This window comes from Imperialibacter sp., assembly GCF_040222815.1.
Taxonomy (GTDB): domain Bacteria; phylum Bacteroidota; class Bacteroidia; order Cytophagales; family Cyclobacteriaceae; genus Imperialibacter.
In genome coordinates this window covers 97,513-124,481 of record NZ_JAVKCH010000040.1, presented here as the reverse complement: position 1 = coordinate 124,481, position 26,969 = coordinate 97,513, and the positions used below count along the sequence as shown (strand labels likewise).

Here is a 26,969-nt window from a genome sequence, read left to right as displayed (position 1 = left end):
ATTGAGATGATTAGTCATGTCTTATATCGTGTCTATTTCATAAATGATTTTAAATTTAATATTTTGCGGGAGATGTTAAACAGGAACATGGGTATTTTAAAGTCAATCAATTGGGCTATAGTCATACCCATTTGGTTTGTAGTCATCTCTTTATTTCCAAACAACGGACAGGCGCAAGACCCTCAGTTCTCGCAGTACTATGCTGCCCCATTGTATCTTAATCCCGGTTTGGCAGGCATTAACCAGAGGGGAAGGGCCGGTATTAACTACCGTAACCAATGGCCCAGTATCAGTGCCGGTTTCGAAACTTATTCAGCCTTTTTCGATTACAATTTAGAAGATTACAATAGCAGTGTCGGTATGATTGTTACTACCGACAAAGAAGGCATTGAAGGGCTGAGGTCGACTTCGGTAGGTCTTCAGTATGCTTATGAGGTGCGGCTGAACTACAAATGGACGTTTCGTCCGGCCATTCAGGGCTCTTATACTTTCAGGGATGTCAACTTCGATAATTTGACTTTTGGGGATCAATTCGACGAAAATGGCCTAGTGCGACCGGTGACTCAAGAAGCTTTTCCGCCAGGAGTCAACGTCAGGTATTTTGACCTTGGCCTGGGTGGGATCATGTACAATGACCGTATTTGGTTAGGTGCTTCTCTGTTTAACATCACTCAACCAGATCAAAGTTTTTTTGGTACAGGTGAGAGCATTTTGCAACGCAGATTCTCAGTACATGGGGGGTACAAATTTGATTTGCCCATTGGGCCATTTAAACGAGGAAAAACCGATGCGGGGCAGGAGAGAAGTATTTCTCCTACATTCAACTACAAAAAACAAGGGTTATATGACCAGCTGGATTTGGGGGCTTATGTAACGATTGAACCACTCATTACGGGCTTGTGGTATCGTGGCATTCCAATCAAACAGTTCAACGGCTTTCCCAACAACGAAGCCCTGATTGCGATGGTGGGATTGATGCACAATAATTTCACCTTTGGATACAGTTTCGATTACACGCTCTCCCGGCTTGGGATAGGTAGCGGTGGTGCGCATGAAATCAGTATTATCTATTCGTTTAGCTGGAATGATCCCCGCAAGCCACCCCGAAGTGTAAGGGAGCTTAGCTGCCCGATACCATTTATTTTCTAAATGGGATTTGATCTCTTACATTAGGATTGAAAAACTCAAAGACTTAGCAGGCGAAAGCCGGTTTATTCCAAACTATTAGTTCGATATTGGAGCCGCCGACGTTTGCTGATTATTTGTTCTTATACGAGCTGTCACCATGGAAAAACAGACAATATTATGGATCCTTCTAGGGATCATTCTGCTTGATTTTATTGTAGAAGAAGTGCTTTCTTACCTCAATAGAAAAAGCAGCTACCGGCCTTTGCCTAATCAGTTTAAGGACATTTACGACGAAGAAAAGTACCAGAAGTCCCTAGCCTATCAGAGAGACAAAGAAAAGTTTTCGTCGATTACGACAGTCATTTCGTTCGTTGCCACACTTGCTTTGTTACTCACAGGAGGGTTTGGCATGATTGACGGATGGTTGCGGGCCTACACAGACAACGAGGTTACGCTGGCGCTTTCTTTTTTTGCTGTGCTTTACTTTGCTTCCGACCTGTTGACCTTACCCTTTCAGCTGTATAACGTTTTTGTCATCGAGGAGAAATACGGTTTTAATAAAACTACCCCGAAGACCTTCGTGCTCGATAAGTTAAAAGGATATTTGCTCACCATCATATTCGGTGGCTTGCTTGTAGGGATACTTATCGTTCTTATCCTCTTCTTAGGGAAGGACTTCTGGATATACTTCTGGGGGGTAATGGTGGTATTCATGCTTTTGGCAAACCTTTTCTATACCTCAGTTATCGTGCCTCTGTTCAATAAGCTGACTCCGCTGGCCGATGGAACCCTTCGGGAGGCCATTACCAAATACAGCCAGGGGGTCAATTTCCCATTGACCAATATTTTTGTGATCGATGGATCCAAAAGATCGTCTAAGGCCAACGCTTATTTTTCGGGCCTCGGCAAAAAGAAGAAGATTGTATTGTTCGATACACTGTTGGAAAAGCATACTGAGGAGGAGCTGGTGGCAGTACTGGCACATGAGGTGGGGCACTACAAAAAGAAGCACATTATCGGCTCGCTGGTGCTTGGGGTGTTGCAAACTGGTGTTATGCTTTATCTTTTGTCTCTGCTGATTTTTAATTCACAAGTCAGTTTTGCTATGGGTGGGAATATCACTGCCATCCACTTGAACTTACTGGCTTTCGGTATTTTGTACAGCCCGGTGTCCAGAATCCTTGGCATTTTGATGAATGTGCTAAGCAGGAAGAATGAGTTCGAAGCTGACGCTTATGCGGCAGAGACTTATGAAGCTCAGCCGCTGGCTACTGCACTAAAAAAGCTGTCGGTTGACAGCTTGAGCAACTTGTTTCCACATCCCTGGTATGTGTTTGTGCATTATTCGCACCCACCCATGCTGAAGAGGTTGGAGCGGCTGGAAAGCGGATCTAATGCTTGATGACTCTGAACGTTTTTGTTTTCATCCCGTCTATTCGGATCAGGTATACACCTGGTTTTAAATCAGCAATATCAATAGTGGCATTTTGTCCAATAGTTACTCGTCGCAGTACTGACCCAGCAAGATCCACGATGGATACCTCTGAGGAAAAAACCATGGTTTTAAGCTGCAATAATCCTGAAGTAGGGTTGGGGAAAATTTGAATTTCGTCCAGCTCTGAATCAGTACCCAGTACGGTTGATTCAATATTCAGCACGTTGGAGCTTATTCTCGAATAAGTCTCCAATATCCTTCCCAAGCTAACTGGTTGCAAAAGAACAACATCAACCCGGTAAGAGGTGTTCACTGTATTACTATAGTTTTTATCGGTGTAAGATGTAGTTGAGCTGGAAAGGGCTTCTAGTAACGTCCATTCTCCCTCACCTTCCTTCTTATAAAGCTCAACACTGCTATACGAAATGCCAATGTATTGGTTCCAGATAAGATTAACGTCATTGTCAATTCCCAGGCTGCTAGTTAGGTGGATGGTTTTATGAAAGTCGCTTAAACCACTCTCTACGCCGCATTGATCTATTACAGTTATTTTATACTTGAATGATTTAACAGCAGCATCCGATTCGTTGTCGACAAATTCAAGTGATTGGCCGGGTGTCACAAATCCTGTCAGTGAGTACACGTCTTCGTTGGATCCTTCTTTATAGATGTTGTATCTATCAATATTGTAACCTGCTCCTTTTTGCCATACCACTTTGTTTTTTCCCGTATTGCTATCATTGGTCACCAGGGCAATCTGCTGACCAGAAAAAACGGGGATGGTGAGGCTTGCGCTACTTCCTCCGGTCGCCGATATCGTGTTGTTGCAATAGTCGAGCGTAATGACGAATTGCTTTTCGAAAGAGGCTCCGGCTGCATCGGTCGTCGCCAACCGTACTAAGAAGTTGTTCTCTTTGTCCTGAAAGGCGGAGTTGTTGGTATACAGGTTGCCTCCGGCTAGATCAAAAAGGGCGTTATCACCATCTCCTTCACCTGCCACTTTCGAATAGGTAAAAGTATCTGCATCCACATCTGTGGTGGCAAGGGTCAGTCCAATTTGAAGTGGCCCGCCTGTATTAGTAACCGAAGTTGGTGCCATGGTGACATCCGTAGGAGCATCATTGACAGAGGCTATGGCAATGGTCATAGTTGCAGCCTCCGATGCGAGCTCTGAGTCGCTGGCCACGAAGGTAAACGAATCTGAGCCATTGAAATTTTGCGACGGAGTATAAGTAAATGCGCCGGTTGTCTCGTCGACGCTCACTGACCCATGGGAAGGGTTTTCTGCGACTGAGAATGACAGATCACTTTGTTCAGGATCTGATCCGGTGAGTATGCCTGATACTGCGGTGTCCTCGGAAGTTTCGGAGGTGCTGCTGTTGGCCACCGGTGGCTCGTTGACATCAGTCAAAGTAATAGTAAATATTTTGCTAAATATATTTTCGCCAGCATCGGTAGAAGTAACTTCAATTTCGAAGGAAGATCGATCTTCGAAGTTAAAGAATCCGTTGGCAAGCAGTTGGTCGCCATCAACCAGGAAAAGGTGGTTATCTGGCATTTCTTCACTGTCGGACAGGGAGTAAGAGAAGGAGTCTTCCAAATCGGGGTCGGTAGTTGAAAGAGATCCGATAACGGCATTCAATGCACTATTTTCAGCAAAGCTCGATGATGACAGAGAGATATTTGTGGGAGCCTCATTAACGTCTGCGACAGTGATAGTCACAGCTTTGGAAAACGTTTCTCCTTCTGCATCCTCTGTTTGCAGCCGTATATTGAAGCTCGACTTTGTTTCAAAATCAAATGTTTCTGCCGTCAGTAGCTTGTCAGCATCAATAGTAAACGAGGCGTTGTCTTCTGCACCCTCGCCTTCAATCAGAGTATAGGTGTGGGTGTCATCGCCATCTTGATCTGCCGATGTTAGCAGGCCCAACAGCGTATTGGCTTCAAGGTTTTCCGAAACTTCAAGCGAAGAAACTTCCATGTCTGTTGGAGCTTCATTGACATCTTCGACGGTAATTGTCATAACAGCAGCAGATGAATGCTTTCCGTCGGAAACCTCGATGGTAAGATTATACGTTGCGGTAGTTTCAAAGTCCAATTCCTTTGCAAGGGTCAGTACTCCGTTAGTTGAAAGTTGAAATGCTTCGCCGCTATTGCCTGACTGGATGGAGAAGGTGAGGGGGTCGTTGTCTGGGTCGTGGGCAGACAACGCTGTTAGTTCTGAACTAATTTGCTCGCTTTCTATAATACTTACACCATTAAAGTCTAGCTCAGGTAAGGAGTTCAGAGCAATGCTAACTACAAATGTAGTCGGGCCAATATCAGAAAAACCGGCCAACAGTATGCTGGTTTCATCAATAAGTAAAGACGTAGAAAGCCGGCTGATTCCAGATTTATCAGAACTATAAGATTGCTCCCAAAGGATTTCCCCGTCTGGGCTAACTTCAACTATCCAATAGTTGTCGCTTCGTCGGTTAGAGTTTGATTGAACATCAAAGTCCCATGAATCGGTCATTCCTGAAAGAATCATATTTCCACTCCCCTTTATATGCAGTTGGTTAATAACATCTGAGTTGCTGCCTCCGTAGGCTCTTTCCCACTGTATTTCGCCATCTTGATTTATAGCTATCAGCCAAATATCATTCTGCCCATGTGTATTCGATTGAATGTCACCATCCCGGGAAAGGGTATTTCCTGCTAAAACTATGTTGCCATTGGCTAGTGTTTTCATCTTCGAAAGGTTGTCGTACTCACTTCCTCCGAAGTTCTTTTCCCATAACACGTCACCGTTTGAATCAACGTTTAATATCCAGTAGTCTGCTTTCAAATTAGCCGAGAAACTGTTACTCCAGCCGGATACAACAAAACCGTTACAGCAGTTGGCTTCGACAGCGACCAGACGATCACCTCTATTTCCCCCATAAGTTTTTTCCCAAAGTATATTGCCAGACAAATCAGTTTTTATTAGCCAGCCATCTGATGATCCGAGGTTGTCAGACTGAACGTCTCCGTCGCTGGATTCTGTTGATCCGACTAGTAGGAATCCTTCATCAGGTAGAAGCATAATATCTGCCACTTCATCTTTTTTGGATCCACCGTATGACTCTTCCCAAATCAAATCACCATTTTCGTTGGTCTTAATAAGTAGTATGTCGCCAGTGTTCCTCGAATTTCCTGCCATGACATAAGAGTTGTCAGGTAGGGTAATTATACAACAGATTGAACTTTGCTCTGTAATATTATATTTCTTCTCCCACTCAACCTGTCCTAGGGTATTAATTTTAAGGGCCCAAAACTTGTCTTTACCATCGTCATTGCCCGGCACTCCTTCATTGTCAGATGTGGTTAAACCACCCATCAAAATTTCGCTGGAATTACTTTGAATCAAAGAAGTGATATTATCCTCATAACCACTCCCGTAGTTATTCGTCCACTCAACTTGAGACAGACGTTGATTACGGGAAGAGGTTAAGATGGTCAAAAAAACGTTCGACTCATTAGAATCATCGGCCCCATCATTCACCTTATATTTAAATAAATCCTTCCCAAAATAGTCGGCTTCCGGCGTGTAGGTAAAGGAGCCATCCTCTTCAACGAGCAGAGTGCCGTGTGCTGGCTGCAAGGTTATTTCAATTGATAATGGATCATTCTCTTCGTCGCTGGCTTTGGACAAAAGCCCATCTTCGGCAGATGTCGACAGTGTCGAATTGACCAGCGTGGTGAAGTAATAATAGGACGATACAGGCGCAGTATTCACCCAAGTGTAGTGGCCTTCGTGAACTGACCTCACAGTGTGGTCAAGTGAAAATGCCTTGTGGTTGCCTAAAATTGCTGTAGCAGTAATTGCACAGAGAAGCACATTTTTCATTTGTCAAATATTGATAAAACATAAACTGAAGCTCAATATATTGATAAATGACGAATGATAGTGATTAATTACATGTTAACTTCTTGGGGATTATTATAACAAAAGTAAAGTTGTCACTAGTGAGTGGTTCTTGCCGTTGTACTCCGATAATATGTTTACCCTCTTAGTGCCACACCCCCACAATGCCTCCCATCACGGTGAACGACACCACATGGTAGCCTGCGTTGATGGCCCAGAGGCGGAACGATTTGCGTTCGAAAAGATAGGTGACGCCCATGCCGAGGGCTACCCAGCCAAAGCCTGCCAGGAAGCCTGCGATCAAGCCAAAAATAATGTCGGATTCAGCTCCGATGAAGGCCGCGAGGTTGAAGGCCATGATGAGTTCCAGCACAAAGGCAGTTCCGAAGATTTTGCCCTGCCCACTTTTTAGATCATCATCTGTGAAATTGTTTTCTTTCATCCATGCTTTGGCGAAAAGAATGGGGGAGTACCAAACGCCACCTACAAGGAAAGCGCTGAAAGCTGCCACAAATATGGCCAGATAGTTTAGTTGCGATAAATCAGTCATATTGGTCAAGATTTGATAGTAAGTGTTGTAACAAGCTAAATCCTTAATTTTAAGGATGAAAACTGGATTTACTGAAGCCGAATCCCACCATTCCGAAACAGGAAAATGAAGCACTCAAGCCACTTATCCCGCATCGACGACCGCACTATCCGTTGGATAGGGATTCCTGCTTTCGGTATTTTCATTCCCAATTTCACGGGCCTGTTTGGCGATCTTTGTCTGTCGGACTGGATGTATTGGTTTGGCTACATCTATTTCATTTTTATTTCATGGAGTATCTGGCAAGGGAATCGTTGGTTGCTGTTCAAGCAACGTGAAAACATGGATTGGTTCAGTAGCCCTGTCAGGAAGCTGATCATTCTAGTGGCAGCCAATGTGTTTTATACCGCCCCGGTTACCGTGGCGCTGATCGTTGGCTGGTATAGGTTCTCGGGTGTGGGCCCTGTCGACTGGGATGCCGTGCAGCTGGTATCGCTGGCCAATGTGATCTGCGTTATTTTCGTTACTCATGCCTACGAAACGGTCTTTCTGATCAAGGAACGCCAGACCGATCTTTTGGCTTTTGAGCAGCTGGAGCGAGCCAGAGTGGAGGCTGAGCTCGAGATTTTGAAAAGCCAGATCGACCCGCATTTCATGTTCAACTCGCTCAATACACTCGCCTACCTGATTGAAAACGACAGAGACAGGGCACTACAGTTTAATGAGAGCTTGTCGGATGTTTACAGGTACATCCTAATGAACAAACAAAAAGAACTGGTGTCGTTAGAAGAAGAGATTGCCTTCGCTAACAGCTATTTTACACTGGTACGGATCAGGTTTGGCGACGGGGTGCATTTTGATGTGGACATTGCTGATGAGTCCAACAAATTGATGGCACCAATTAGCCTCCAACTGCTTTTGGAAAATGCGGTGAAGCACAACGAATTTAGCGAAAAGGAGCCTTTGGTTATTCGTCTGCGCCTCATTAATGGTTGGGTGGAAGTGGTCAACAACCTGCAAGCCAAACGCCTCAAAGGCACCTCCAGAATTGGACTGAGAAATCTAACAGAACGTTACAGATTGCTAACGGGCAAGGAAGTACTTGTGGAGGAAACAGAAAAGGAGTTTAAAGTGAAATTGCCTTATCTTGAAGTATGAAAGTCGCCATAATAGAGGACGAAATACCTGCCAGACAGCAACTGATTTCCCTTCTGAAAAAGTTGAGAAGTGACATTGAGATTGTTAATGAATCAACAAGTGTGAAAGAGGCTGTGGCCTTCCTTCAGAGGGCGCCTGTGGTCGACTTGCTGTTCATGGATATCCAGCTAAACGATGGCCTTTCTTTTGACATTTTTAAGAAAGTGAGCGTGAGTTGTCCTGTGATTTTTACTACCGCATTTGATCAGTATATGCTCGACGCATTCAGGCAGAATGGTATTGACTACCTGCTGAAGCCACTTAAAAAAGCCGATTTAGCTCAGGCTTTTACCAAGCTGGAGAAACTGAAAAGCCATTTCTCTTCTGATATAGTGGATGCCCTTCGATCGGTTCAGGAGGGACAAAGTGGATTGAGGAAAAGGTTTGTTGCAAAAAAGGGGGTCAGTTTTAAGTCGGTGCCTGTGGATGAAATTCAATACTTTTTTTCTGAGCACAAAGTAAGTTTTCTTGTCAACAGAGAAGGCGAAAAGTTGATACTTGATAAGCCGCTGACTGACCTTGAAAATGAACTTGACCCGGACGTTTTTTTTCGAATTAACCGAAAGTACATAGCGTCTATTTCAGGCATTGAGAGTTATCGGAGCTTTGAGAAAGGCAAGCTGTTAGTGCAGTTGATACCCGCACCAAGGGAGGAAATTATTGTGAGTCAGGAGAAGGCGAGTGTCTTTAAGGAGTGGATGGAAAAATAGCGTTGTAAGGTGGTCAAAACTGGTAGAGTGCGCCCAACATGTAGTCAAGCTTATCTTCTACGTTTATATTAGTCACCTGATCACCAAAGTCCACTCTGAGTCCTCCTATGCGGGCGTACAGATGGAGCCCTTTGAACAGGGTTGCTTCATAGCCCACGCCATATTTTAGCATTCCTTGTTGATCTTGCTGTTTATAGGTTTCTCCATACTGAGTGATGGTTACATCAAAGTTTCGGGTAGTTTCATTTAAGTATATGAGAAGAAAGTGGCTTTTTTTCTTTCCCACGGTAATACCAGCAGTGCCTCCGATCCCATGCTGCGAATTGTTTTCGTACGATATTTCCAGTTGAGTTGCGTTGTCGGTATGGCTGAGGTCACCGTCCGTAAACCCGATTTGCCCTTCCAATCCAACAACCAGCCTGTTTTTTAGGAATTGTTTTCTAAAGCCGCCGTAAAGGTCGAGTACAAACTTTGATTGCTGTGCCAATACATCCATATTGTTGACATAGGAGCCTCCAAAAAGGTTTTGGAAGCCAGCAGCCGAGCCTAAATAGAAACCGTCGAAATATTTGACCGACAACGGGGCAGTTTTTTCGGTAAGCAAACTGTCCTGGGCTTGCAGGACCCCCGCATAGCAGGCGAGGGCAATGAAAATTGATTTTAGTATCGTCATTTGAACAAATAAAGACGATAATATACAACTCCTGATTTAAGGAGCTGATTTTTAGTAGGTTAAAAAATGTTAAGAGAAACTACAAAAAATCGATTTCGGCCCTGAAAGGGAATTTCATCAGGTAGGTGGTGGCATCTCCCACGGTCATTTCTTCATTAATAATGTTGTGTAGCGCTTCCGTTATGGGACAGCGTACTTTGTAGAATTCCGAAAGACTTTTGACGATTTCAATGGTTCGCACCCCTTCAGCAGTTTCTTCCATGCTTTCGATGATGTCGCTTATTTTTTCGCCTTTCGCCAATCTTGTACCCACAGTAAAGTTACGGCTATGCTGGCTGGAGCAGGTGGCGATCAGGTCTCCAACACCTGCCAGGCCTATAAACGCTTTGGTGTTGCCGCCTAGTGCCTGACCAATGTAGATCATTTCTACCATGCCGCGGCTTATGAGCAGGGCCTTGGCATTCTCGCCCAGGCCAAGCCCGTGGATAACACCGGCGCCAATAGCGATGATGTTTTTTAGTACGCCACACAATTCGACGCCTATGAGGTCACTGTTGCCATAAATGAGAAAACGCTCATTTTTCAGCAGCTGCTGGCCGGCATTGATCACCTCGTCAAAATGGCTGGCTACTACTGATGCCGCTGGTTGTTTGGCTGCCATTTCACCAGCGAGATTAGGGCCTGCCAGGCAACCAACTCTCACCACGGAACTTTCCTCCATGATCACCTCGCTCATGGTTTTTACATAGTCCCGGCTAAGCGGTCTGTTGGCATTAAGCTGCTTGTTGTCCGGCAGGCTCACATCAAAGCCCTTCGTGCCATGGATGAGGATATGATAGGGGCGGAGATAGGGCGACATGCGACGGATAAGCTCCCGCAGGTTAGCAGAGGGCACCACCGGGAAAATGACGTTGCACGACTTCGCAACAAGTTCCAGGTCGTTGGTCACGGTGATTCTTTCATGAAGGGCTTGTCCGGAACTTTCTCTCTTGTCGTTGATGTTTTTGGCCCTTTCAGGCGTGCGGGCGTAAAGTATCACGTCGGTCTTTTCCGCCAGCATATTGGCAATCACAGTGCCGAAACTGCCAGCGCCTAATACGCCTACGGGATCCTTAGATGAATTTTTCGAGGTCATATCCATCCATCCGGTTATAGTAATAATAGAGTCTGTTCATGTCCTGCGTTGTCACATTTCCCTTTTTGTTCTTCAAAATAGGTCTCAGGGCGTGGTACATGCCGCAGTTGTCAATTCCGTATTTGATCACGTCGTCTACAGGCCCTTCGAGGTGACTCGCAAAATTAATTTTCCCCATCTCCTTCATGCGAAATATTTCCTCTCTCAGCTTGCTGAAAGTCTCTCTGAATTCAGCGTAGTCAATTTCGGTGTCTTCGTCGGGTAGTCGGAGAAGGTTATAAAGATCGAGTGCAGGGTTTCTCCTTTTGATCATTTCAAAAGCTGTGAAAGCTGCCAGGTGACTACTGAATACCCGATTGTATTTGTGATACTCTTCCACGATCCTTTTGGCGAGAATACGGGTATATTCCTGCTCCCGCTGTGCATCGAAAGTAATTACTCCATCGGTGGTGAAGTAGTCCTTTATTTCCATCGGGTTCCCCTGCTTGTCAAGGCTGTTTCCGTGGTTGTCGACATAGTTACCAAACACATCCATGGCCCTGCCAATACTTACCGAGATGTCGGAGCCTCTGGTGAAAAATTTCAAAAGAAACTTAATGATTTTGTATGAGGTAGAGTACTCATCATTTTCTACATAGTATCGCTCCTGTCCCTTTCTTTCGAGATAATCGTTGATGAGGCTAGGTGCCTCAAGAACGAAGTGATAGTTGAGCACCACTGGCACGATGAAAATTTTTTTAGCCTTCAATTCGTCTTCCTCAAAATGTTCCCGTTGAGCGGCTACTGTTGTGCTAAGCAAGCCAAGCTTGAGTTGTGTTTCAATGGCACCCGATCTTGACCTGGTGCCGCCGGGGAAGAACAGACTATGACAGCCATATTTCAAAGCTTCCTGTGAATAGGTCTTGAGCGTTTCCAGGTAGAGTAAGTTCTTCTTTCGCCTGTCAACTTTATAAGCCCCAAGGCTGTTCATAAAGTAGGCAAAAATCCTGATATTAAAGAGGTTAAGCCCAGCACCATAGATGAATGGAGGTAAGCCCATGTGCTGAATTACCCAGCCAATGAGTATTGAATCGAGGTTGCTGAAGTGCGTGGGCACCATAACGATCGTACCTCTTCTTGCCAGCCGACGGAGCTGCTCTACTTGCCCCACCACATGGATTTTATCATCGAGGTCCAGCTGCTTACTCCAAAGGGACTTGATGCCTTTTACCCGGGTAGCATTGAGCAGGCGAGCAAAGCCGAAGGTAATAATGGTACGGGCAAACCTGTAGTGCGAATTTTTGAAATTACCTGAGATTTCGTTGGCGTAGCGCTTGATGATTTCCCGTAGAATGGCCTCTTCAGTTTCCTTCTTTTTTGCCTCGTCGTCATTGGGGATTTCAATGAGCCTTTTCTGTATCTGGTTCCAAAAGTCCTTTTCGTCTTTCGGATCAACTTTCCACGGGTTCTGCTTCATTCGCAGCCTCTCCCGGTAAACAGTTGACTCCAACTCTTCTTTCAGCGACCGTCCCGATGTGAGCGTGATCAGGTTTTTCAGGCTCTCATTGGTGACAGTTTCAATGAAGGCTTTCTTGTTTTTGTTCAGCTGTACAATAGGCCAGTAACGGGTCCTTGGCAGGACTGGCTTATATCTCTTCTTTTCTCCTTTTATTTTTTCCGTCTCAACTTCCATTCACAATCGGGCTTCTTGGGGGGCCAATATACTAATTTAAAGACATCACACAGAAAGTGTTTGTGACAATGTACCAGATTCCTTATCTGGCATCAGAACGCTCAATGAATGCGTCAGGGGGAACAGATCCATCAACTTTTGCCCGGTAGTGGCTAATACCGTCGAACTCAAAATGAAGCTCCGTCGATAGTTTCATCAAATCTACCACGTCGTAATCGATTTGGTTTGGAGGCAAGTCTGACAAAACGAGGTAGAGGTAAAGCCCGGTCTGGTTATTTATGGTGTCTTGTAGCAGATACACTGGAAAGACGTGGGATTCCCCGAGCGCCATACGGGGTATGAGATGATTATAGAAGCTAATGAATGCCGACAACGCTTCTCCAATTCCGGGTATCATAATGTCGTAACGAATTTTGTCCTCTTTCAGGGTGAGTACTTTAACGCCGACTAGCCCATAGTACATCAATCCCACTCCGCCAATACCCAGCACAAGCAGAAGTACTGCCCATTTGTTCCATGAGAAAAGTGTAATAAATGCTATGCAGCTCAAAAGTCCGCCGCCAATAAGTGGGCCGAGCAGTTGTCTGTGGTTGATTTCCAGCCGCATGATGGGAGTGAGTGCATACTTTTTGGATTTCCCTTTCCTGACCACCTCCAGATAGGAAGCGAACAGGTGGAGATGATTTTTCTGGTCATCAAGGTCGGCCAGGGGGCACGAAGCAATGGGTCTGCTCATGGCAACTTGATGGAGGTGATGCGGTCTCCCACTTCAATTTTGTTGACCACTTCCATCCCTTTGGTTACTCTTCCGAAAATAGTATAAGCGCCGTCGAGGTGGGGGGTTGGGGAGTGCGTGATAAACCACTGCGAGCCTTCGGTGTCTTTGCCTGCACTTGCCATGCCTACGTAGCCAGTGCCGTATTTTTGGGTTGAAAACTCCGACCTGATGACGCCATCCGAACTGCCGTAACCATCGCCCCTTGGGCAACCGGCTTGAATCACGAAGTTTGGCACTACCCGGTGAAATGTGAGGTTTTCGTAGAAACCGCTGCGTGCCAGACTAACAAAATTCTCAACCGAGCCGGGTGCCTCTTCTATCAGTAGCTCAATTTCTATTAACCCCCTCGATGTTTCTATCATCGTTTTTGCTCCCTTGCTAATTTCTGTCACCACGTCCCAGGCAATTGGGTTTTGGTAGAGTTGCCCGGGGCTAACGCCCTCTCGTCCTTCATAGGCACTAATGGTGCTTTCCAGCGCCTGGTAGGGCTCCACATCCTCCGGAAGATGCAGACTGTCGAGTCCCTGATACATAAACTGGATATTGCCGAGGTAAGGCTGGAGCCTCGACCTCAGTCTTGTGAGTGTGGACGCTGCCACGGTTACCTGCCCAGCATCGCCCGAAAGAATGGCTTGTCTGAAATAGCCAATCAGTTCAGGTTGCTTGAAAGCAGGGAACTGCGTCGACTGGTTCATGGCACTTAGGGCCTCCATGGCACTGGTTCGAACAAACGGGTGGGGATCATCCAGCTGATTCCCGAGAAAGGCGCTGGCGTTGGGATAGTTTCCAAGTGCCTGCAAAATAAATCCTTTGTCATATGGATTGCTCACCCCGCCATACATTTCCGAAAGCTCTCTATATGCATTGTAGCCGTACAGATTGCTTTCCAGCAGATTGCCTAAAACAATGGCCCTTGTTCTGGGGATCACAATCTGATCATTAACATCCCATATCCATCGCTCCACTTCCCGGCCTTGCCATGTACTTATTGTTTCACCAGCACTCACCGACGTTTGATAATCTGTGCTTTTAAGTATTTCGAGGAGTGTTGATTCCACGATAGAGAAATGCTCCTGCTTAAGCGCTCTGATGAGGTTTACCCTGACCAGGGAGTTACTTTCACTGTTGAGTTGGTCGTCGATAAAAAAAGCTATCGAGTCGTTGTTGGATTTTGCTAAAGCTCTTGCTGTAGCCATTCTCACCGCTGGAAGAGAGTCGTTGGCGGCACTGTTTTTTAGTACGCTTTCAAAATGTGCTATGCTTATACCTCTCATTCTTCCAAAATAGTTGGCGGCAGCCAGCCTTGCCTGATCAGGTAGGGTGTCGGCCAGGATGGCGCTGGCAGCCACTGTCAGCACTGAGTCACTAATGCCTCCAAGGCCAGCACGATAAATGCCCCATGCCTTTCCGATAATGGTGAGATCGTCGGTGGCTTCATAGTCAGCCAAAAAATGCATGTAGTCGGTGCTGAGGCATTTGCCCAGCGCTTCCAGAAGATAGTATCTCACCAATGGCTCGGTTTCAAGCGGTAGCCTGTTGGCCAGGGCCGACTGTGAACTTTTTCTTTTCATCTGGCCAATGGCAAAAGCGGCCGCTTTTCTCACTTCAATTTTGGGGTCTGACAAAAGCGGAAACAAGTAGGGAAGCCCAACAGTGTCTTGAGTGGAGGCGAAAGCCATTGCCGCTTCTTCACGGTACACGCTCTGCTGATGAGTGAGATAGGGAATTAGAGCCTCCGACTGCCTTCTGTCTTTAAAATCGTATAGCTTCACCAGCTCCTGGTCAGCAAACTTATTGGGGAAGGTTTTGATGCGCTCTGACTCATTCTCGGAACACGAAACAACCAGAGCAGCAACGGCAATCAGGAGCAGTACAAGGTAATTTTTCATGAGTTGGATTTGATCCTCATGGCAAAAATAGTTGACCCTGGCCCATAAACACGCAGTAGCCACCAACTTTTACCTGAGTGATGGCATGTTCTGACCTTTCTATTTCGAGATACAGCTTGCTGGCTCTACCCATTTCGTAACCCTGCTCGCTGATGATCTTGGTTTTTTTTCCGGTATTCCTAAGCTTATGCTGTACCAGGTAGCAGCCCAGTGGCCCATTGGCCGAGCCCGTAGCCGGGTCTTCCACAATGCCCGCTTCAGGGGCAAACATACGGCCGTGCACGTGTGACTCGATATCATCTCCTCCCATAGCGAAGGGGTAAATCCACCCCGGATTGTATTTTTCTACCACCTTTTCCCAAACATCTGTCCTGAACTTGATTTTTCTCACGGCTTCCAGCGATTTCAAAGGTGTGATCAGATAGGGCACACCACATGAAATAGTTTGCGGGAAATAATTCGGCAGGAAGTCACTTTCCCGGAGCGATAAAAGCTCGGCAAGGAGTGGGATATCGTTTAACATTTCTCCAAAAGTGGGAAGCGGCTGTGTCATCACGAGCATTTCAGGTGCTCCGTTCTGAATATCAATATCCACCCGGATCGTACCTACCTTCTCCTCAAGAAACACCGTGAGGATTTTATCCTCCGGTTTGTAGTCAATGTCTCTTGCGATGACGAAGGCAGTACCCAGCGTAGGGTGCCCAGCAAATGGCAGTTCCTGACCAGGGGTAAATATGCGCACCCGGGCATTATTGTCTTCATTTTCAGGAGAGTAGATGAAAGTGGTTTCTGAAAGGTTAAACTCTCTGGCAATCTGCGTCATTTCTTCTTCTCTAACGAGGTCGCCTTTGGATATCACTGCCAGCTGATTGCCACCAAAGGGTGACTGCGTAAATACATCCACCAGGAAATAAGGTATTCGACGCATAGGTATTGTTTATTTTAAGGGCTAAGGAGGAAAATATCACCTAACCTCGAAGTTTTTGCTGAATTGATCAAATCAAACTTTCCGGGTGGCAAATAAAAGGTGAATTTTGTTGCCCTGGCCGAAACTATAGCCTTTATCAGAGGGTTTACCGCCTGGTATTGCTTTTGCAAAGCAGGTTTAACCTGTTATTATTGTGCCGCAAACATATGAAGCTTCAACTAGAAGATATCCAGGCGCCCATTGCGCAAGAAATGACTGAATTCGAGAAGAAATTCCGACACTCCATGAAGAGTAATGTCATGTTGCTGGATAAAATAATGACCTACATAGTGAAGCGAAAGGGCAAGCAAATGCGGCCCATGTTTGTATTCCTTAGCGCTGGTGTTTATGGGCCTATTACCGACGCTACTTACAGAGGGGCGTCGTTGATAGAGCTGCTTCATACGGCTACGCTGGTGCATGACGATGTGGTGGATGACGCCAACTACCGGAGAGGTTTCTTTTCCATTAATGCGCTCTGGAAAAACAAAATTGCAGTGTTGGTGGGTGATTTTTTGCTATCGAGGGGGCTGTTACTCTCGGTTGACAATGGTGATTTCGACTTGCTGAAAATTGTGTCCGAGGCGGTGAAGGAAATGAGTGAGGGCGAGCTGCTCCAAATGGAAAAGGCCAGAAAGCTGGATATCTCAGAAGAAGTTTACTATGATATCATCAGGCAAAAGACAGCCAGCTTAATTACCAGCTGCTGCAAGGTGGGCGTGGCTTCCGTCGGGGCCGATAAGGCTTCTATTGACAGGATGGGCATGTTCGGAGAAAAGATAGGCTTGGCTTTTCAGATCAAGGACGACCTTTTTGACTATGGCGCTGACGAAATTGGCAAGCCACTGGGCATTGATATCAAAGAAAAGAAGCTGACACTGCCGCTGATTTATGCGTTGCGTGAGGCCAGTCCCGCTGATAGAAAGCGCATCCTCAGCATTATCCGACACGACAGCGACAAGCCCAAAAAGCGGACTGAGGTAATCGACTACGTGAAGCAATCCGGCGGGCTTGATTACGCCAGAGACGCTATGGAGCGCCACTATCAGGAGGCACTCGTTATTCTTGATGAATTTAAAGATTCGGTTTACAAAACTTCTCTGAAGCAGTTGGTGCAGTACACCATTGAAAGGACGAAGTAAGGGAGCCGTGTACTCGTTCTCCTTGATTAGAAGCGTCGCCGAATTGCTCGCCTTTGCAATTAATTCTTTAACTTTATTAAGCTGAAACAAGTCTTAAAAGATGGCTTACGAGCTCAATACACAATTGTCAAGCGGAGTCACTGAGGAGGAATTCCTGAAACTTTGCGTAGACAATCGAGATTTAAGGATTGAAAAAGATGATCAGGGAAATGTCTTAGCGAGTTCTCCAGCTTGCAGTGAAATTGGCTGCTTCAATGCTTCCCTTACAGCGGAATTGGGCACATGGAACAAAAAGTCAAAAGCGGGCTATGTCTTTGACTCTTCCACGGGTTTTACCTTACCCAACTCAGCTGTTCGCTCTCCTGATGTCAGCCTTATTTTAAAAGACAAGTGGGAGGCACTGCCAAAGGCTGAGAAAAAGAAATTCGCTCGTGTGTGTCCCGATTTTGTTATCGAGATTGTTTCTGCCTCTGACAACCTGAAGCAAGTCCAATCAAAAATGTCCGAATGGATCAGCCAGGGAGCTTCCCTTGGGTGGCTTATCGATTTTGATCATCAAAAGGTTTGGATTTACACAGCCGACGGGAGAATTGAAGAGCATCCGTTCGATCAACAGTTGAATGGAACCGGGCCGATTGATGGCTTCACTGTGACTTTGCCTGAAGTAGTGAAAGGCTGATTGACTAGCAGATACTCCTTCGTTGTACTCCATAGTATGAACCTAGAATATAAAGACATATTGATTAAAAGGTATGAAGACTTCGAATCGGAAGAAAATCCTGAAAGGAAAAAACTCTTGCGATCCGAGGTGTTTAATATTCTTAAGGAACTAGAGGGTCCAGACACAAATGATTTTCACATTTGGGGACTAACTTATTATATGTCTGATGGTGATAAAGAATATCATACGAATTTAGCCTTGGAGAAATTCTTAGAAGCCTATGAACTTGATTCAACCAATTTTCTTGCATGTCTCTATGTTGCTCATTGCTTTCACGATAAAGGTGAACTTGACAGTGCGTTAAAATATTATGAACGAGTAAACAAAGAAGAGTTAAAAGAATTTCAAATTTGGAGATATGTAAAACTGATTGAACAAATTGGATTCTGCAACTATAAATTAGGAGACAAAGAACTAGGTCGCAAACAATTTCAAGAAGTTCTAGAATGGTATAGAAAATTACCGATGGAAGATAGATCGGTTCCAACTGAAATGATACAATGTCTTCCTGAATCTGATGAAATCGTAATCGAGATGAAGGAAATTGAAGATTATTTAAATTAAAGACGGTGTACAACGCTATGTAAAAATGCATGAAACGCATTTTTCATTAACAGTTCACTCGTCAATTCCCACTTTTTACCGCCTTCCTACTTATCCACCCCAAAATATGCCATCATCAAAATAGCGCCAGCCGTACCATCCATGGTGGGTTCGTTGGTGGAGTAGTCGCCAATGTCGTCGTGGTAGACGACAAAAGGATTTTGAAAAGCAGCGAATTCATCTGGTTCTGAGAGCTCCACAGCTAGCATTTTGTAATAGATGCTTCCAAACAATGGCCCATCTACCAATCCTCCGGGCACTTCTTTTTTTGTCATCGCCCACACGCTGGTGTGGACGTCCACCGGATATTCACCACCTTCGGGCATGCCGGTAAACATGGTGGTACCCCACGGGTTACGACCAAAAAGCCAGTCTCGCTGCGCCACCAGGTAGGAGTGGTACTGCATGTCGCCGGTCATTTTTTCGTAAAGAATGATTTGGGCTGCAAGGCTAGTTAACAGATTGTTGGAACACCAGATAAAAGGGATGCCGATATTGTAAGAGTTGCGTGCAGCTTTTTTGAGCGTAAAGTCAATCCCTGCCCGATAGTAGCTAGCCAGTGTATCCTGAAATGCCGGTTCCACCACATCATAAAGGGCATAGTGTCCCAGGTTAATGAATGGGTAATATTGGTAGTGGGCCGCCGTATCGAGTACTGTCCAGCCCTCGGTGCCAGCCAGGCGAGCATATTTTTTAGCGTCTTCCAGATATGTCCTTTCCCCCGTGGTTTTATACAGTTCGGCTGCTCCCCACTCCATGTCGTCAGTCCAGGTTTGTTCGGTGTAGCGGTAGGGAGCACCATACGAATTGCCTTGCTGAAAGCCCTCCTTTGTTTTTCCAAGAGCGTACAGCGTTTTGGCTGCTTCCAGACAGTCGGAGGCGAACGACGCATCTTTCAGGTCGTTTTTCCAGATGCGGGCGCCCAGTGCCAGCGCAGCGGCCGATCGTCCAGCCAGATTGGCGACCCCGGTGGCTTCACTTTTATACTTCATCAGGCCCTGAGGTTCTCCGGTAGCGAAATAAGCCACCCGGTAGCTATTGGATCCCCAGCCATAATCCGAAGGGTCATTGTCCGGCATTTTCCAGCCTTTATGGTCCCGGTCGTCGGCTACCTGATGGATGAGCTGGTCGGGTGCTGGATGCATTTTGAGGATCCAGTCGAGTCCCCATTTGGCTTCATCGAGCACGTCGGCAAGCCCATTGCCACCTGGCTGGCCAAGGGCGTTGGCTTCGTCAGCAAATCGCTTGGGAAAGAGCTCGTAGGCCAATAGCATATGCCCTGTGGCATAACTGCCCGTAATCAAATACTTTAGCTGATCCCCGGCGTCGTGCCAGCCGCCGCTCACATCCACATAGGTGGAGTCGGGCATGGGGCCAAACATGCTGCGCCCGTCACGCTGGTGGCAGACCATGTCGAGGAACGGATTGTAGCCGCAGCGCTGCTGACGCATGAAGGTGAGCAGGGGCTCGGTCTGGCCGCCGTAGGCATTGTCCGAAATGGTAAACTGGCGGGAGGCGGATTGGCTCTTCTGACCAACCAGCTTGTAAGTACCTTCTTGGGTGATGGAGGTAAAGTCCAACTCATAGAAATAGCTGAAAGTGCCCCAACCTTTGGCTTTAGATTTGATCGGTTTTACTGTCCCGGCGGTTGATCCGGTGTTAGTATCAACTAATTGAAAAGCTTCTTTTACCGGCGAATTGGAAAAGACGATGGCCACTTTGCTTTCATTTGGTAAGTAGCCGATTTGGTTGATGCGAATATTCAAAGCATCAGCTTTGGCCTCCGTGGGGTCGGAGAGTGGGAGGAGGAAGGAAACCAGAAATTGCAGGTAGAGTAGGGTCATGAAGCAAACGTTTCGTGTCAAGGAAATCAAAAATCAGCTAAAGATAAATTCAACCAGCCGTAATAGTATATAGAAGATCAAATTGTTTGAACTTCTAAGCTATTTTGTACGTATATTTTCCGTACATTTGATATGGAGGCAATACAGTCATGAGTGTTTCAGAAAAAGCAAGATTTGATACAAGGCTTTCAAGGGAGCAAAAAGAATTGTTTGAGTACGCAGCTAGTTTGGGTGGGTTTCGAACCCTCACTGAGTTTGTTATACACTCTGCCCAGCAGGAGGCACAGAAGATTGTAGAAAAACACGATAGGATCATAGCGTCTAGCAAGGACAAAGGAATTTTTTTCGACGCACTGATGAATCCGCCCGCACCTAATAAGGCTTTGAAGAATGCTTTGAACAGGCACAAAGATTCTTTGAAGCAGTGAAGAACTATGCCATAGTACCCCTCGACACCTCTCACCACAAGAGTGAGTTCAGCTGTGGTCAGCCCATGCTGGATAATTATCTTATCAAGCAGGCGAAGCAGGATGTTAAACGGAAGCTGTCTGTTTGTTTCGTACTTGCCGATAGTGAGGGCGTGGTTTTGGGGTTTTATACCTTATCAAGCACATCCATAAGCCAAAAACTGCTCCTTGAGGAAATCAGAAAAAAATTGCCTCCTAATTATAAAGATTTACCCGCCACACTCCTCGGAAGGCTGGCCATTGATAAGAAAATGGCTGGTAATGGTTTTGGTGAGCTCTTGTTAGTTGACGCTTTGAAGAAAAGTTTTGAGACTGCCAGTAGCAGCATTGGCTCGATGGCGGTGATTGTTGATCCGATTGATGACAATGTAGTCCGTTTCTATCAAAAGTATGGGTTTATTCTGTTGCCCGACAGTGGCAAGATGTTCTTACCTATGGCCACCATATCACTCCTCTTTGACGCCTGAAGCGCCAGCATTGAGCAGGTCAACAAGGGGTTTGAACTCATACCCTTTCGCTCTCAACTCAACAATCAGCTCCTCCAGTCTTATATAGAACTTGTCGGTTCTTTCTGGCGCAGTGCCAATGTGAACGAGCAGTAAAAATCCATTGAGCCCTGCCGAATCTTTTTGCTCATAGTTCAGGATGCTGTTGTAGATGACCTCGCTGCTTCGGTAGTTCGGCATGTCTGGCGTGGTGTAGTCGGCGTTGGATCTGGTGCCGCTAGTGAAGTTGATCAGTTGGAGGCCGAAGTCATGTGTCCATATGCTGATGCTGTCGTTGTACCACTCATAAGGCGGCAGAAAGTAAGAAGCTTCCTGCTTTTTGATGCCGAAACGAGACATTTTCAGGTAGTTTTCCTCAAGGTCTTGCGTGAACTCCTGTTTTGTGACCAGTAAGCTATCACGGTTTTCCCAGGAGCAATACAACAGGTGTTTGTTAGAATGTGCGCCCAGGTAATGACCGTTTTGTTTGAGCTGATGGATGATTTTTTCAAATGCCGGGTTGCCGTAAAAATTACCCGTGAAAAAGAAGGCTGCTTTCACCTTTTGTCTGGTCAGTACATCAATGATGTGCGCAGCACCATCAGCAAATTCATCGCCTGTGAAAACAAGAGTCATTGCCTTCTTGGTGGTATCGGCACGAACTACTCCACCCTGGTTGCATTGAAACGTTTCGCAAATGCCTCGCACAGCTTCTCCCTTTCGTTGACCAGCACATCCCAACACTAACCACACCACAAGGATGATGGTAATAAATAGCAGGGATCGCTTGAGTTTACTCTTGTCTCGTAAATTATCGGACATGTGTTTTTCGTGTAAAAGCTGCCGCTGATTCCTTCAAATCTACATTTCTGCTTTCATAATGGGAAATATCCTTTTAGCTTAGACAGAGATACATACCTACTCCATTATGACTACCAACAGACGCACCTTCGTGAAGCACACCACCCTTGGGCTGGGCGCTTTGACTATTCTCCCGTCAGCAGTTTTAGCAGGTCGCAGAAAGGCCGCTCCCAGCGACGTTGTAAATGTCGGCCTTATAGGCTGCCGGGGCCAGGGCTATTGGATTCTTGAGAATCACATGAACAATGCAGACGCACAGTGTGTGGCGCTTTGCGATGTGGATGAAAATGTGCTGAACGACAAAGCGGCGCAAGTCGAGAAAAAGCAAGGCAAAAAGCCGAAACTATACAACGACTATCGTGACCTGCTTGCCGACAAGGACATCGATGCGGTAATCATTGGAACGCCCGATCATTGGCATTGCTTGCCTTTTGTAGAGGCGCTGCAAGCCGGGAAAGATGTGTATGTTGAAAAACCCCTGGCCAATAGTATCGGCGAAATAGAAGTAATGCAATCAGCAGCCAAAAGATATTCAAAGCAAGTGGTGCAGGTGGGTCAGCAGCAGCGGAGTGGCACGCACTGGGCGGACATCATGGCTATGGTGCACAGTGGAAAGCTGGGCAAACTTCGCAAGATCAAAGTATGGGGCAACTTTGGCTATGGCATTGGTCAACTCATGAAGCCTGACGAGTCGGTACCAGCTAGTGTTGACTTCAATACCTGGCTTGGGCCAGCACCTGACCGGACTTTCAATCCAACTCGTTTTCATGGTTCCTGGAGGATGTTTTGGGACTACGGTGGCGGGCTCATGACCGACTGGGGCGTGCATTTGGTCGACATGGCCCTTTGGGCAGGCAAGGTCGACTACATGCCAGCAACGGTGAGTTCGGTTGGAGGCAATCTTTCCTTTGCCGATTACAACCACGAAACACCCGACACCCTTTCTGTGGTGTACCAAATGAAAGACTTTGTACTGACCTGGGATCACACGGCGGGCATACAGAGCGGGCCGTACAACAAGCCCTATGGCCTGGCCATTCAGGGTGACGATGCCACGATTGTTGCCAATAGAGAATTCTGGGAGCTAAAGCCCGAAAACAGAAACGGAAGCCCAACCATGGAGCCGATACTTTTCGAAAAAGGAAAAAATTACCATCCAGAGCATGTGCGTAATTTTCTCGATTGCATCAAAAGCCGGGGAACAACGAATTGTACGATTGATATGGGCCGAATGGCAGGCATTTACGCTCACTTGGGTAACCTGTCGCAACGAGGGGCCGGGCCAGTGGTTTACGATGAAACCAAGCGCCAGATTGTGAATAACAAGGCTGCGAATGCGCTGGTGTTTCCGAGCTACAGGAAGCCGTGGGTGTTGCCGAAAATTTAAGCTGGCCTATTTCTTCCTTGCATAAACCTGAATCACCGACGACTTTCCGTTGTGATACTCACCTTCGTTGATTTCTCTTTCGGTCTGGTGTAAAACTTTAAAATCCCACGATGGCCCCAGCATGGTTTCAAGCTCACTGAGCGTGTACAGCATGGATAGTTCTTTTGGCCCACCTGTACCATAGCCGAGCTGGTCTGTGCTATAAACTTCCATTAATAGAAAGCCACCGGGCTTCAGACCGCTATTTAGTTGACTTAACACATGGGTTCTCACTGAAGGAGGGAAGTGACCAAAAACGCAGACGATGCCATCCCATGCTTCGCTGGCTATCTGGTATTCGCCTAAGTCAACTTGCAGCGTGGTGACTGCAACACCCTTTTCTTTTGCCAATTCCATAGTGCGCTCTAAACCCACAGAAGAGAGATCGGTTGCTGTGACCTCATAGCCCAAGCTAGCCAGATATACAGCATTTCGCCCCTGTCCTTCAGCGAGGCAAAGTACCTTGCCTGACGCTTTCTCCGCTATTTGTTGTTTCAAGAAATCGTTTGGTTCTTTGCCGTAAGCAAATTCAGTTTTGGCGTACCTTTCGTTCCACATAGTTTTTATTTTTTCGGGTAACTCTTCCGTCAACCAGAAGTCGCCTTATTAAGCATTTTCTGAAGCGGTTAGTTCTTGCAGAAGCTCCCTTTCCTTAAAGAAATGCTGTGCTACTGACAAGGGCCTGAATAGGTGCCTTCGTTTGGTGCGGTGCCCACCGCTTCGGCTCAAGATGTCTTTCAGGAACCTGATCACCTCTACGGTATGCAATCCTTTGTTGATCATCACACATTCGGCCATAGACGACCTGGCAGCATCGGTCGCCTCCGAACGGGTAGCTATGCCTGTCTTATTAAGTGTTTCCAGCACCTGGGTGGCCCAAATGACCGGGACATGGGCCGCCTCACAAATCCAAAGGATTTCTTCCTGCAACTCACTCATCCTCTCAAACCCAACTTCCACTGCCAGGTCGCCCCGGGCAATCATTACGCCCATGGTGTTTTTTGTCATTCCCTGCAATAGCAACTCGGGCAGATTGACAAACGCTTCAGGTGTTTCTATTTTCACGATGATGTGAGGAGGGGTGTCGCTTAGGTCTGCCAGGCTGCTTTGAAGTACCTTTAAGTCGTCAACTGTTCGCACAAAAGAGTAACCTACCATGTCGGCCTCCTGGCAAATATAGGGCAGTGCCTGTTTGTCCTCCTTTGTTAAACTGACAATCTCAAGCTGAGCGTTGGGAAAGTTAATGCCTTTGCCGACCTTGAGATGGGGTTTAGTGCCAGAGACCCTGTCAATGGCGAGGTGAGCCTGGTTGCCTTTTACTTTTACGACAGTTGTGCTGATAAGACCATCATCAAAAAGCACTTTCTGCCCGGGCTTCAGCTGTGCGATAATGCCCCTCACGCTACAGCTCACAACCCGCTCTTTTTCGCCTGCCTCGTACTCGGGCTCCACAAGTTTCAGTGTTTGCCCTTCAGCTATTTTCAACCGCTTTTTATCTTTTCCTTTGCCAGGAATGCCTGTGCGCAATTTGGGCCCGGCAAGATCCATGTAAATCCGACAGCTTTTTCCCGTCGCAACGACTGCCTGTTTTAAGGTAGAAACCAGTACCCTCCATATTGCTTCATCATCATGGGCGCAATTGATTCTGGCTATATCCATTCCCTGCTCTAAAAACTGAGAAACCAATCCAACGTCGCCGACCATTCGGGCATCCAGCGTGACCATGATAAATGGTGTCTCGTTGCTGGAGCGCTGACCAAACAAATGCATGGATTGCCTCTGCGCAATAGCCCGGGCGGTCGCCGGATCGATATCATCGGGGTGGCCGTGGTAAGGTTGATGATTCAACCACTGAATGACCGAGCGAACCTGGTGCAGGGTGTGACTTTCGGAATTGGAAAGTGAAGAAAGCCCCAAATAGTGCAGTTTGTCCTGTAAGGGCCGGAGATCGGCTTTCCGAAGGGTCAGGTAGTGGATAAGGTTCAGTGCTGAGGCTTTGTTGGCGGCGTGAACCTGCTCAATCCGGTCGTTGTAAACTCTTGCCTCATGTGCGAGTGCAGTTTCCAGGTTTTGAAGCTGAGCCAGTATTACATCATTTACTTCGGGTATCATGGCTGTTTTTTTTGTACCCGAAGGTATCCTACAAAAAAACCTTAAATCATGATCACCTCCGACCTGTCAGTGTGACTTTTGTCAGCGATTTCCCTGCACACTTTGAACCACCGCTTCAAAGTCTTCTTTGAAGACTTCGTAGTACTCTCCCGTGGCAGGGCCGTTGAAAAAGCCATAGGTTCTCACAGGCTTGTGATCCTTGTCGAGAATAATGAGGGTAGGGTAGGCATTTACCCGACTGAGGGTAGGGAACATCATCGAAGCGGAGGTTTTGTCCGCTTTGCCGCCGAAGGCCAATTTTGCATCCGTATCCATAAAAGTCCGCCAATTTTCCAGGCGCTGCCTACCATAAGCCAGGTCTTCATTCGTTTCAAAACTCAGGCCCACCCATTCAAACCCGGAATCAGGATGGGCCTGGAGCCAATCGTCGATAAAGTTGGACAAGTCCATGCTATTGGAGCACCAGGTGCCAAAAATTTGCAGAAGGACGGGTTTTCCCTTCAGTGCGGGGTCATTATGAGTAATTGTTCTCCCATCAAGTCCTTTCAAAGAAAACTCAAATGGCTGGTCTTTTTTACTGTAGGCGACGTTGGTAAAATCTGGGATTTCGGCGGAGGGATCCTTTGTGGCTGACCAGCCCTCTTTATAATTTTTGCCATATAGCCAAAGCCCGACCAGCTTGCCGGGGCCGAGGAGGCTGGCCTGAAAGATGAAGTCGTGGGCCCCATCGAAAGTGCTGAGGTAGAGGTTTTTCCCTTTCACATTGCCCTGTAGATAGCGGAAATCCCCGGTGGCAGTAAGGATGGTGCCCCATATGCGGTTGGCTTCCTGCTTAAAAAGTCCAATTGACGTTATACTGTCGTCCTCCGATGTAAAGTTGATGGCCCACCTGCCTGAAAAGTCGGTAACCGGCTCATCGCTGTCAGGAAAAAAGCGATACTCAAGACCATAGTCAGCTTTGAAGGTTTCTTTGTAATCTTCAGAGTAGTTTTTTACAAATACCCCCTCCAGGTGGTCGCCCTGAAAGGCAGCGACAATGTAGGAATCGAAAAGGTTCATGGGAAGGTAAATGGAATCTTCCTTCACTTTGCTGTCTCTGATGAGGAGGCGTTCTTCGGCATTCAACAGGTATACCCTCCAAATATTGTTCTCCAGCTTCATTTCAAAGTTGAACGGCAACTGCATACCCTGCATGTCGAGCGTACCCCTCCAGATGCCTTCCTGTGGCTGTGCATTTGCCGCCAGGCAAGAAAATAGGGTAACCATCAGTATGCTCAAAAACCTGTCTATCTTTGCCATCGTCTTATTT

At 46.6% G+C, this 26,969-nt stretch carries 23 protein-coding genes; 10 read left to right on the top strand and 13 right to left on the bottom strand.

Annotation, left to right across the window (positions count from 1 at the left end):
- Positions 1 to 87 precede the first annotated feature (87 nt).
- Together RIF36_RS20195 and RIF36_RS20190 are read left to right on the top strand one after the other, a co-directional pair.
- Positions 88 to 1,149 carry a PorP/SprF family type IX secretion system membrane protein gene (locus RIF36_RS20195; protein ID WP_350123936.1) on the top strand — a complete coding sequence of 354 codons (1,062 nt, stop codon included), beginning with the start codon at positions 88 to 90 and terminating at the stop codon, positions 1,147 to 1,149.
- A 136-nt stretch (positions 1,150 to 1,285) separates the two neighbouring features.
- Positions 1,286 to 2,530: a M48 family metallopeptidase gene (locus RIF36_RS20190; RefSeq protein WP_350123933.1), complete on the top strand. Its 1,245-nt coding sequence runs from the start codon at positions 1,286 to 1,288 to the stop codon at positions 2,528 to 2,530.
- Here the strand turns inward: RIF36_RS20190 and RIF36_RS20185 are convergent.
- Both RIF36_RS20185 and RIF36_RS20180 read right to left on the bottom strand, forming a co-directional pair.
- The gene (locus RIF36_RS20185; RefSeq protein WP_350123930.1) at positions 2,520 to 6,431 is read right to left on the bottom strand and encodes a cadherin-like domain-containing protein; all 3,912 of its coding nucleotides are present in this window, start codon (positions 6,429 to 6,431) and stop codon (positions 2,520 to 2,522) included. The genes RIF36_RS20190 and RIF36_RS20185 overlap by 11 nt on opposite strands.
- Positions 6,432 to 6,594: 163 nt before the next feature.
- Entirely contained in the window at positions 6,595 to 6,999 is a 405-nt protein-coding gene (locus RIF36_RS20180; protein ID WP_350123927.1) for a DUF1761 domain-containing protein, read from the bottom strand.
- A gap of 105 nt (positions 7,000 to 7,104) precedes the next feature.
- Between RIF36_RS20180 and RIF36_RS20175 the strand changes: the two genes are divergently transcribed.
- Both RIF36_RS20175 and RIF36_RS20170 read left to right on the top strand, forming a co-directional pair.
- Complete coding sequence (locus RIF36_RS20175) at positions 7,105 to 8,136, top strand: sensor histidine kinase (protein ID WP_350123924.1); 1,032 nt, start codon at positions 7,105 to 7,107, stop codon at positions 8,134 to 8,136.
- Positions 8,133 to 8,885 carry a LytR/AlgR family response regulator transcription factor gene (locus RIF36_RS20170; RefSeq protein WP_350123921.1) on the top strand — a complete coding sequence of 251 codons (753 nt, stop codon included), beginning with the start codon at positions 8,133 to 8,135 and terminating at the stop codon, positions 8,883 to 8,885. Before RIF36_RS20175 ends, RIF36_RS20170 begins: the two co-directional genes overlap by 4 nt.
- 13 nt (positions 8,886 to 8,898) lie before the next feature.
- On the opposite strand, the gene RIF36_RS20165 is transcribed toward RIF36_RS20170, so the two are convergent.
- The 6 genes from RIF36_RS20165 to RIF36_RS20140 all read right to left on the bottom strand — a co-directional run bounded on the left by RIF36_RS20165 (position 8,899) and on the right by RIF36_RS20140 (position 15,960).
- The gene (locus tag RIF36_RS20165; protein WP_350123918.1) at positions 8,899 to 9,558 is read right to left on the bottom strand and encodes a hypothetical protein; all 660 of its coding nucleotides are present in this window, start codon (positions 9,556 to 9,558) and stop codon (positions 8,899 to 8,901) included.
- 79 nt (positions 9,559 to 9,637) lie between these two features.
- Positions 9,638 to 10,693, bottom strand: coding sequence for an NAD(P)H-dependent glycerol-3-phosphate dehydrogenase (locus tag RIF36_RS20160; RefSeq protein WP_350077860.1), 1,056 nt, complete (start codon positions 10,691 to 10,693; stop codon positions 9,638 to 9,640).
- Positions 10,671 to 12,365 (bottom strand): 1-acyl-sn-glycerol-3-phosphate acyltransferase, encoded by a 1,695-nt coding sequence (locus RIF36_RS20155; RefSeq protein ID WP_350123915.1) that lies wholly within the window; start codon positions 12,363 to 12,365, stop codon positions 10,671 to 10,673. Before RIF36_RS20155 ends, RIF36_RS20160 begins: the two co-directional genes overlap by 23 nt.
- An 82-nt stretch (positions 12,366 to 12,447) precedes the next feature.
- Positions 12,448 to 13,101, bottom strand: coding sequence for a hypothetical protein (locus RIF36_RS20150; RefSeq protein WP_350123912.1), 654 nt, complete (start codon positions 13,099 to 13,101; stop codon positions 12,448 to 12,450).
- Positions 13,098 to 15,032, bottom strand: a complete 1,935-nt coding sequence (locus tag RIF36_RS20145; RefSeq protein ID WP_350123909.1) for a peptidylprolyl isomerase — start codon at positions 15,030 to 15,032, stop codon at positions 13,098 to 13,100. The genes RIF36_RS20150 and RIF36_RS20145 overlap by 4 nt, the downstream gene beginning before the upstream one ends.
- A 16-nt stretch (positions 15,033 to 15,048) precedes the next feature.
- The gene (locus tag RIF36_RS20140) at positions 15,049 to 15,960 is read right to left on the bottom strand and encodes a PhzF family phenazine biosynthesis protein (protein WP_350123906.1); all 912 of its coding nucleotides are present in this window, start codon (positions 15,958 to 15,960) and stop codon (positions 15,049 to 15,051) included.
- Between the two features lie 206 nt (positions 15,961 to 16,166).
- Between RIF36_RS20140 and RIF36_RS20135 the strand changes: the two genes are divergently transcribed.
- The 3 genes from RIF36_RS20135 (at position 16,167) to RIF36_RS20125 (ending at position 18,426) form a co-directional block, all read left to right on the top strand.
- Positions 16,167 to 17,141, top strand: coding sequence for a polyprenyl synthetase family protein (locus tag RIF36_RS20135; RefSeq protein WP_317487741.1), 975 nt, complete (start codon positions 16,167 to 16,169; stop codon positions 17,139 to 17,141).
- Positions 17,142 to 17,241: 100 nt separating this feature from the next.
- Positions 17,242 to 17,820, top strand: a complete 579-nt coding sequence (locus RIF36_RS20130) for a Uma2 family endonuclease (protein WP_350123903.1) — start codon at positions 17,242 to 17,244, stop codon at positions 17,818 to 17,820.
- A gap of 36 nt (positions 17,821 to 17,856) precedes the next feature.
- Entirely contained in the window at positions 17,857 to 18,426 is a 570-nt protein-coding gene (locus tag RIF36_RS20125; protein ID WP_350123900.1) for a tetratricopeptide repeat protein, read from the top strand.
- Positions 18,427 to 18,512: 86 nt separating this feature from the next.
- On the opposite strand, the gene RIF36_RS20120 is transcribed toward RIF36_RS20125, so the two are convergent.
- On the bottom strand, positions 18,513 to 20,309 hold the full coding sequence (locus RIF36_RS20120) for a glycoside hydrolase family 9 protein (RefSeq protein WP_350123897.1): 1,797 nt from the start codon (positions 20,307 to 20,309) through the stop codon (positions 18,513 to 18,515).
- A 149-nt stretch (positions 20,310 to 20,458) separates the two neighbouring features.
- Between RIF36_RS20120 and RIF36_RS20115 the strand changes: the two genes are divergently transcribed.
- Together RIF36_RS20115 and RIF36_RS20110 are read left to right on the top strand one after the other, a co-directional pair.
- Positions 20,459 to 20,737 carry a type II toxin-antitoxin system TacA family antitoxin gene (locus tag RIF36_RS20115; RefSeq protein WP_350094512.1) on the top strand — a complete coding sequence of 93 codons (279 nt, stop codon included), beginning with the start codon at positions 20,459 to 20,461 and terminating at the stop codon, positions 20,735 to 20,737.
- Complete coding sequence (locus RIF36_RS20110; protein ID WP_350123894.1) at positions 20,734 to 21,243, top strand: GNAT family N-acetyltransferase; 510 nt, start codon at positions 20,734 to 20,736, stop codon at positions 21,241 to 21,243. Before RIF36_RS20115 ends, RIF36_RS20110 begins: the two co-directional genes overlap by 4 nt.
- Here RIF36_RS20110 and RIF36_RS20105 read toward each other — a convergent pair.
- A complete protein-coding gene (locus RIF36_RS20105) occupies positions 21,223 to 22,083 on the bottom strand; it encodes a polysaccharide deacetylase family protein (RefSeq protein WP_350123891.1) in 861 nt (286 codons plus the stop codon). The genes RIF36_RS20110 and RIF36_RS20105 overlap by 21 nt on opposite strands.
- Before the next feature lie 106 nt (positions 22,084 to 22,189).
- Here RIF36_RS20105 and RIF36_RS20100 point away from each other — a divergent pair, with 106 nt between their 5' ends.
- Positions 22,190 to 23,509 carry a Gfo/Idh/MocA family protein gene (locus tag RIF36_RS20100; protein WP_350123888.1) on the top strand — a complete coding sequence of 440 codons (1,320 nt, stop codon included), beginning with the start codon at positions 22,190 to 22,192 and terminating at the stop codon, positions 23,507 to 23,509.
- Between the two features lie 6 nt (positions 23,510 to 23,515).
- On the opposite strand, the gene RIF36_RS20095 is transcribed toward RIF36_RS20100, so the two are convergent.
- The 3 genes from RIF36_RS20095 to RIF36_RS20085 all read right to left on the bottom strand — a co-directional run bounded on the left by RIF36_RS20095 (position 23,516) and on the right by RIF36_RS20085 (position 26,959).
- Positions 23,516 to 24,106 carry a class I SAM-dependent methyltransferase gene (locus RIF36_RS20095; protein ID WP_350123885.1) on the bottom strand — a complete coding sequence of 197 codons (591 nt, stop codon included), beginning with the start codon at positions 24,104 to 24,106 and terminating at the stop codon, positions 23,516 to 23,518.
- Between the two features lie 48 nt (positions 24,107 to 24,154).
- Positions 24,155 to 25,660 carry a pyruvate kinase gene (locus RIF36_RS20090; RefSeq protein ID WP_350123882.1) on the bottom strand — a complete coding sequence of 502 codons (1,506 nt, stop codon included), beginning with the start codon at positions 25,658 to 25,660 and terminating at the stop codon, positions 24,155 to 24,157.
- Between the two features lie 81 nt (positions 25,661 to 25,741).
- On the bottom strand, positions 25,742 to 26,959 hold the full coding sequence (locus RIF36_RS20085) for a peroxiredoxin family protein (protein ID WP_350123879.1): 1,218 nt from the start codon (positions 26,957 to 26,959) through the stop codon (positions 25,742 to 25,744).
- Positions 26,960 to 26,969: the final 10 nt, after the last annotated feature.

Excerpts from the sequence above, each read along its gene's own strand:
- RIF36_RS20195 (WP_350123936.1), top strand. The coding sequence starts at position 88 with ATGGGTATTTTAAAGTCAATCAATTGGGCTATAGTCATACCCATTTGG.
- RIF36_RS20190 (WP_350123933.1), top strand. The coding sequence starts at position 1,286 with ATGGAAAAACAGACAATATTATGGATCCTTCTAGGGATCATTCTGCTT.
- RIF36_RS20185 (WP_350123930.1), bottom strand. The coding sequence starts at position 6,431 with ATGAAAAATGTGCTTCTCTGTGCAATTACTGCTACAGCAATTTTAGGC.
- RIF36_RS20180 (WP_350123927.1), bottom strand. The coding sequence starts at position 6,999 with ATGACTGATTTATCGCAACTAAACTATCTGGCCATATTTGTGGCAGCT.
- RIF36_RS20175 (WP_350123924.1), top strand. The coding sequence starts at position 7,105 with ATGAAGCACTCAAGCCACTTATCCCGCATCGACGACCGCACTATCCGT.
- RIF36_RS20170 (WP_350123921.1), top strand. The coding sequence starts at position 8,133 with ATGAAAGTCGCCATAATAGAGGACGAAATACCTGCCAGACAGCAACTG.
- RIF36_RS20165 (WP_350123918.1), bottom strand. The coding sequence starts at position 9,558 with ATGACGATACTAAAATCAATTTTCATTGCCCTCGCCTGCTATGCGGGG.
- RIF36_RS20160 (WP_350077860.1), bottom strand. The coding sequence starts at position 10,693 with ATGACCTCGAAAAATTCATCTAAGGATCCCGTAGGCGTATTAGGCGCT.
- RIF36_RS20155 (WP_350123915.1), bottom strand. The coding sequence starts at position 12,365 with ATGGAAGTTGAGACGGAAAAAATAAAAGGAGAAAAGAAGAGATATAAG.
- RIF36_RS20150 (WP_350123912.1), bottom strand. The coding sequence starts at position 13,101 with ATGAGCAGACCCATTGCTTCGTGCCCCCTGGCCGACCTTGATGACCAG.
- RIF36_RS20145 (WP_350123909.1), bottom strand. The coding sequence starts at position 15,032 with ATGAAAAATTACCTTGTACTGCTCCTGATTGCCGTTGCTGCTCTGGTT.
- RIF36_RS20140 (WP_350123906.1), bottom strand. The coding sequence starts at position 15,960 with ATGCGTCGAATACCTTATTTCCTGGTGGATGTATTTACGCAGTCACCC.
- RIF36_RS20135 (WP_317487741.1), top strand. The coding sequence starts at position 16,167 with ATGAAGCTTCAACTAGAAGATATCCAGGCGCCCATTGCGCAAGAAATG.
- RIF36_RS20130 (WP_350123903.1), top strand. The coding sequence starts at position 17,242 with ATGGCTTACGAGCTCAATACACAATTGTCAAGCGGAGTCACTGAGGAG.
- RIF36_RS20125 (WP_350123900.1), top strand. The coding sequence starts at position 17,857 with ATGAACCTAGAATATAAAGACATATTGATTAAAAGGTATGAAGACTTC.
- RIF36_RS20120 (WP_350123897.1), bottom strand. The coding sequence starts at position 20,309 with ATGACCCTACTCTACCTGCAATTTCTGGTTTCCTTCCTCCTCCCACTC.
- RIF36_RS20115 (WP_350094512.1), top strand. The coding sequence starts at position 20,459 with ATGAGTGTTTCAGAAAAAGCAAGATTTGATACAAGGCTTTCAAGGGAG.
- RIF36_RS20105 (WP_350123891.1), bottom strand. The coding sequence starts at position 22,083 with ATGTCCGATAATTTACGAGACAAGAGTAAACTCAAGCGATCCCTGCTA.
- RIF36_RS20100 (WP_350123888.1), top strand. The coding sequence starts at position 22,190 with ATGACTACCAACAGACGCACCTTCGTGAAGCACACCACCCTTGGGCTG.
- RIF36_RS20095 (WP_350123885.1), bottom strand. The coding sequence starts at position 24,106 with ATGTGGAACGAAAGGTACGCCAAAACTGAATTTGCTTACGGCAAAGAA.
- RIF36_RS20090 (WP_350123882.1), bottom strand. The coding sequence starts at position 25,660 with ATGATACCCGAAGTAAATGATGTAATACTGGCTCAGCTTCAAAACCTG.
- RIF36_RS20085 (WP_350123879.1), bottom strand. The coding sequence starts at position 26,959 with ATGGCAAAGATAGACAGGTTTTTGAGCATACTGATGGTTACCCTATTT.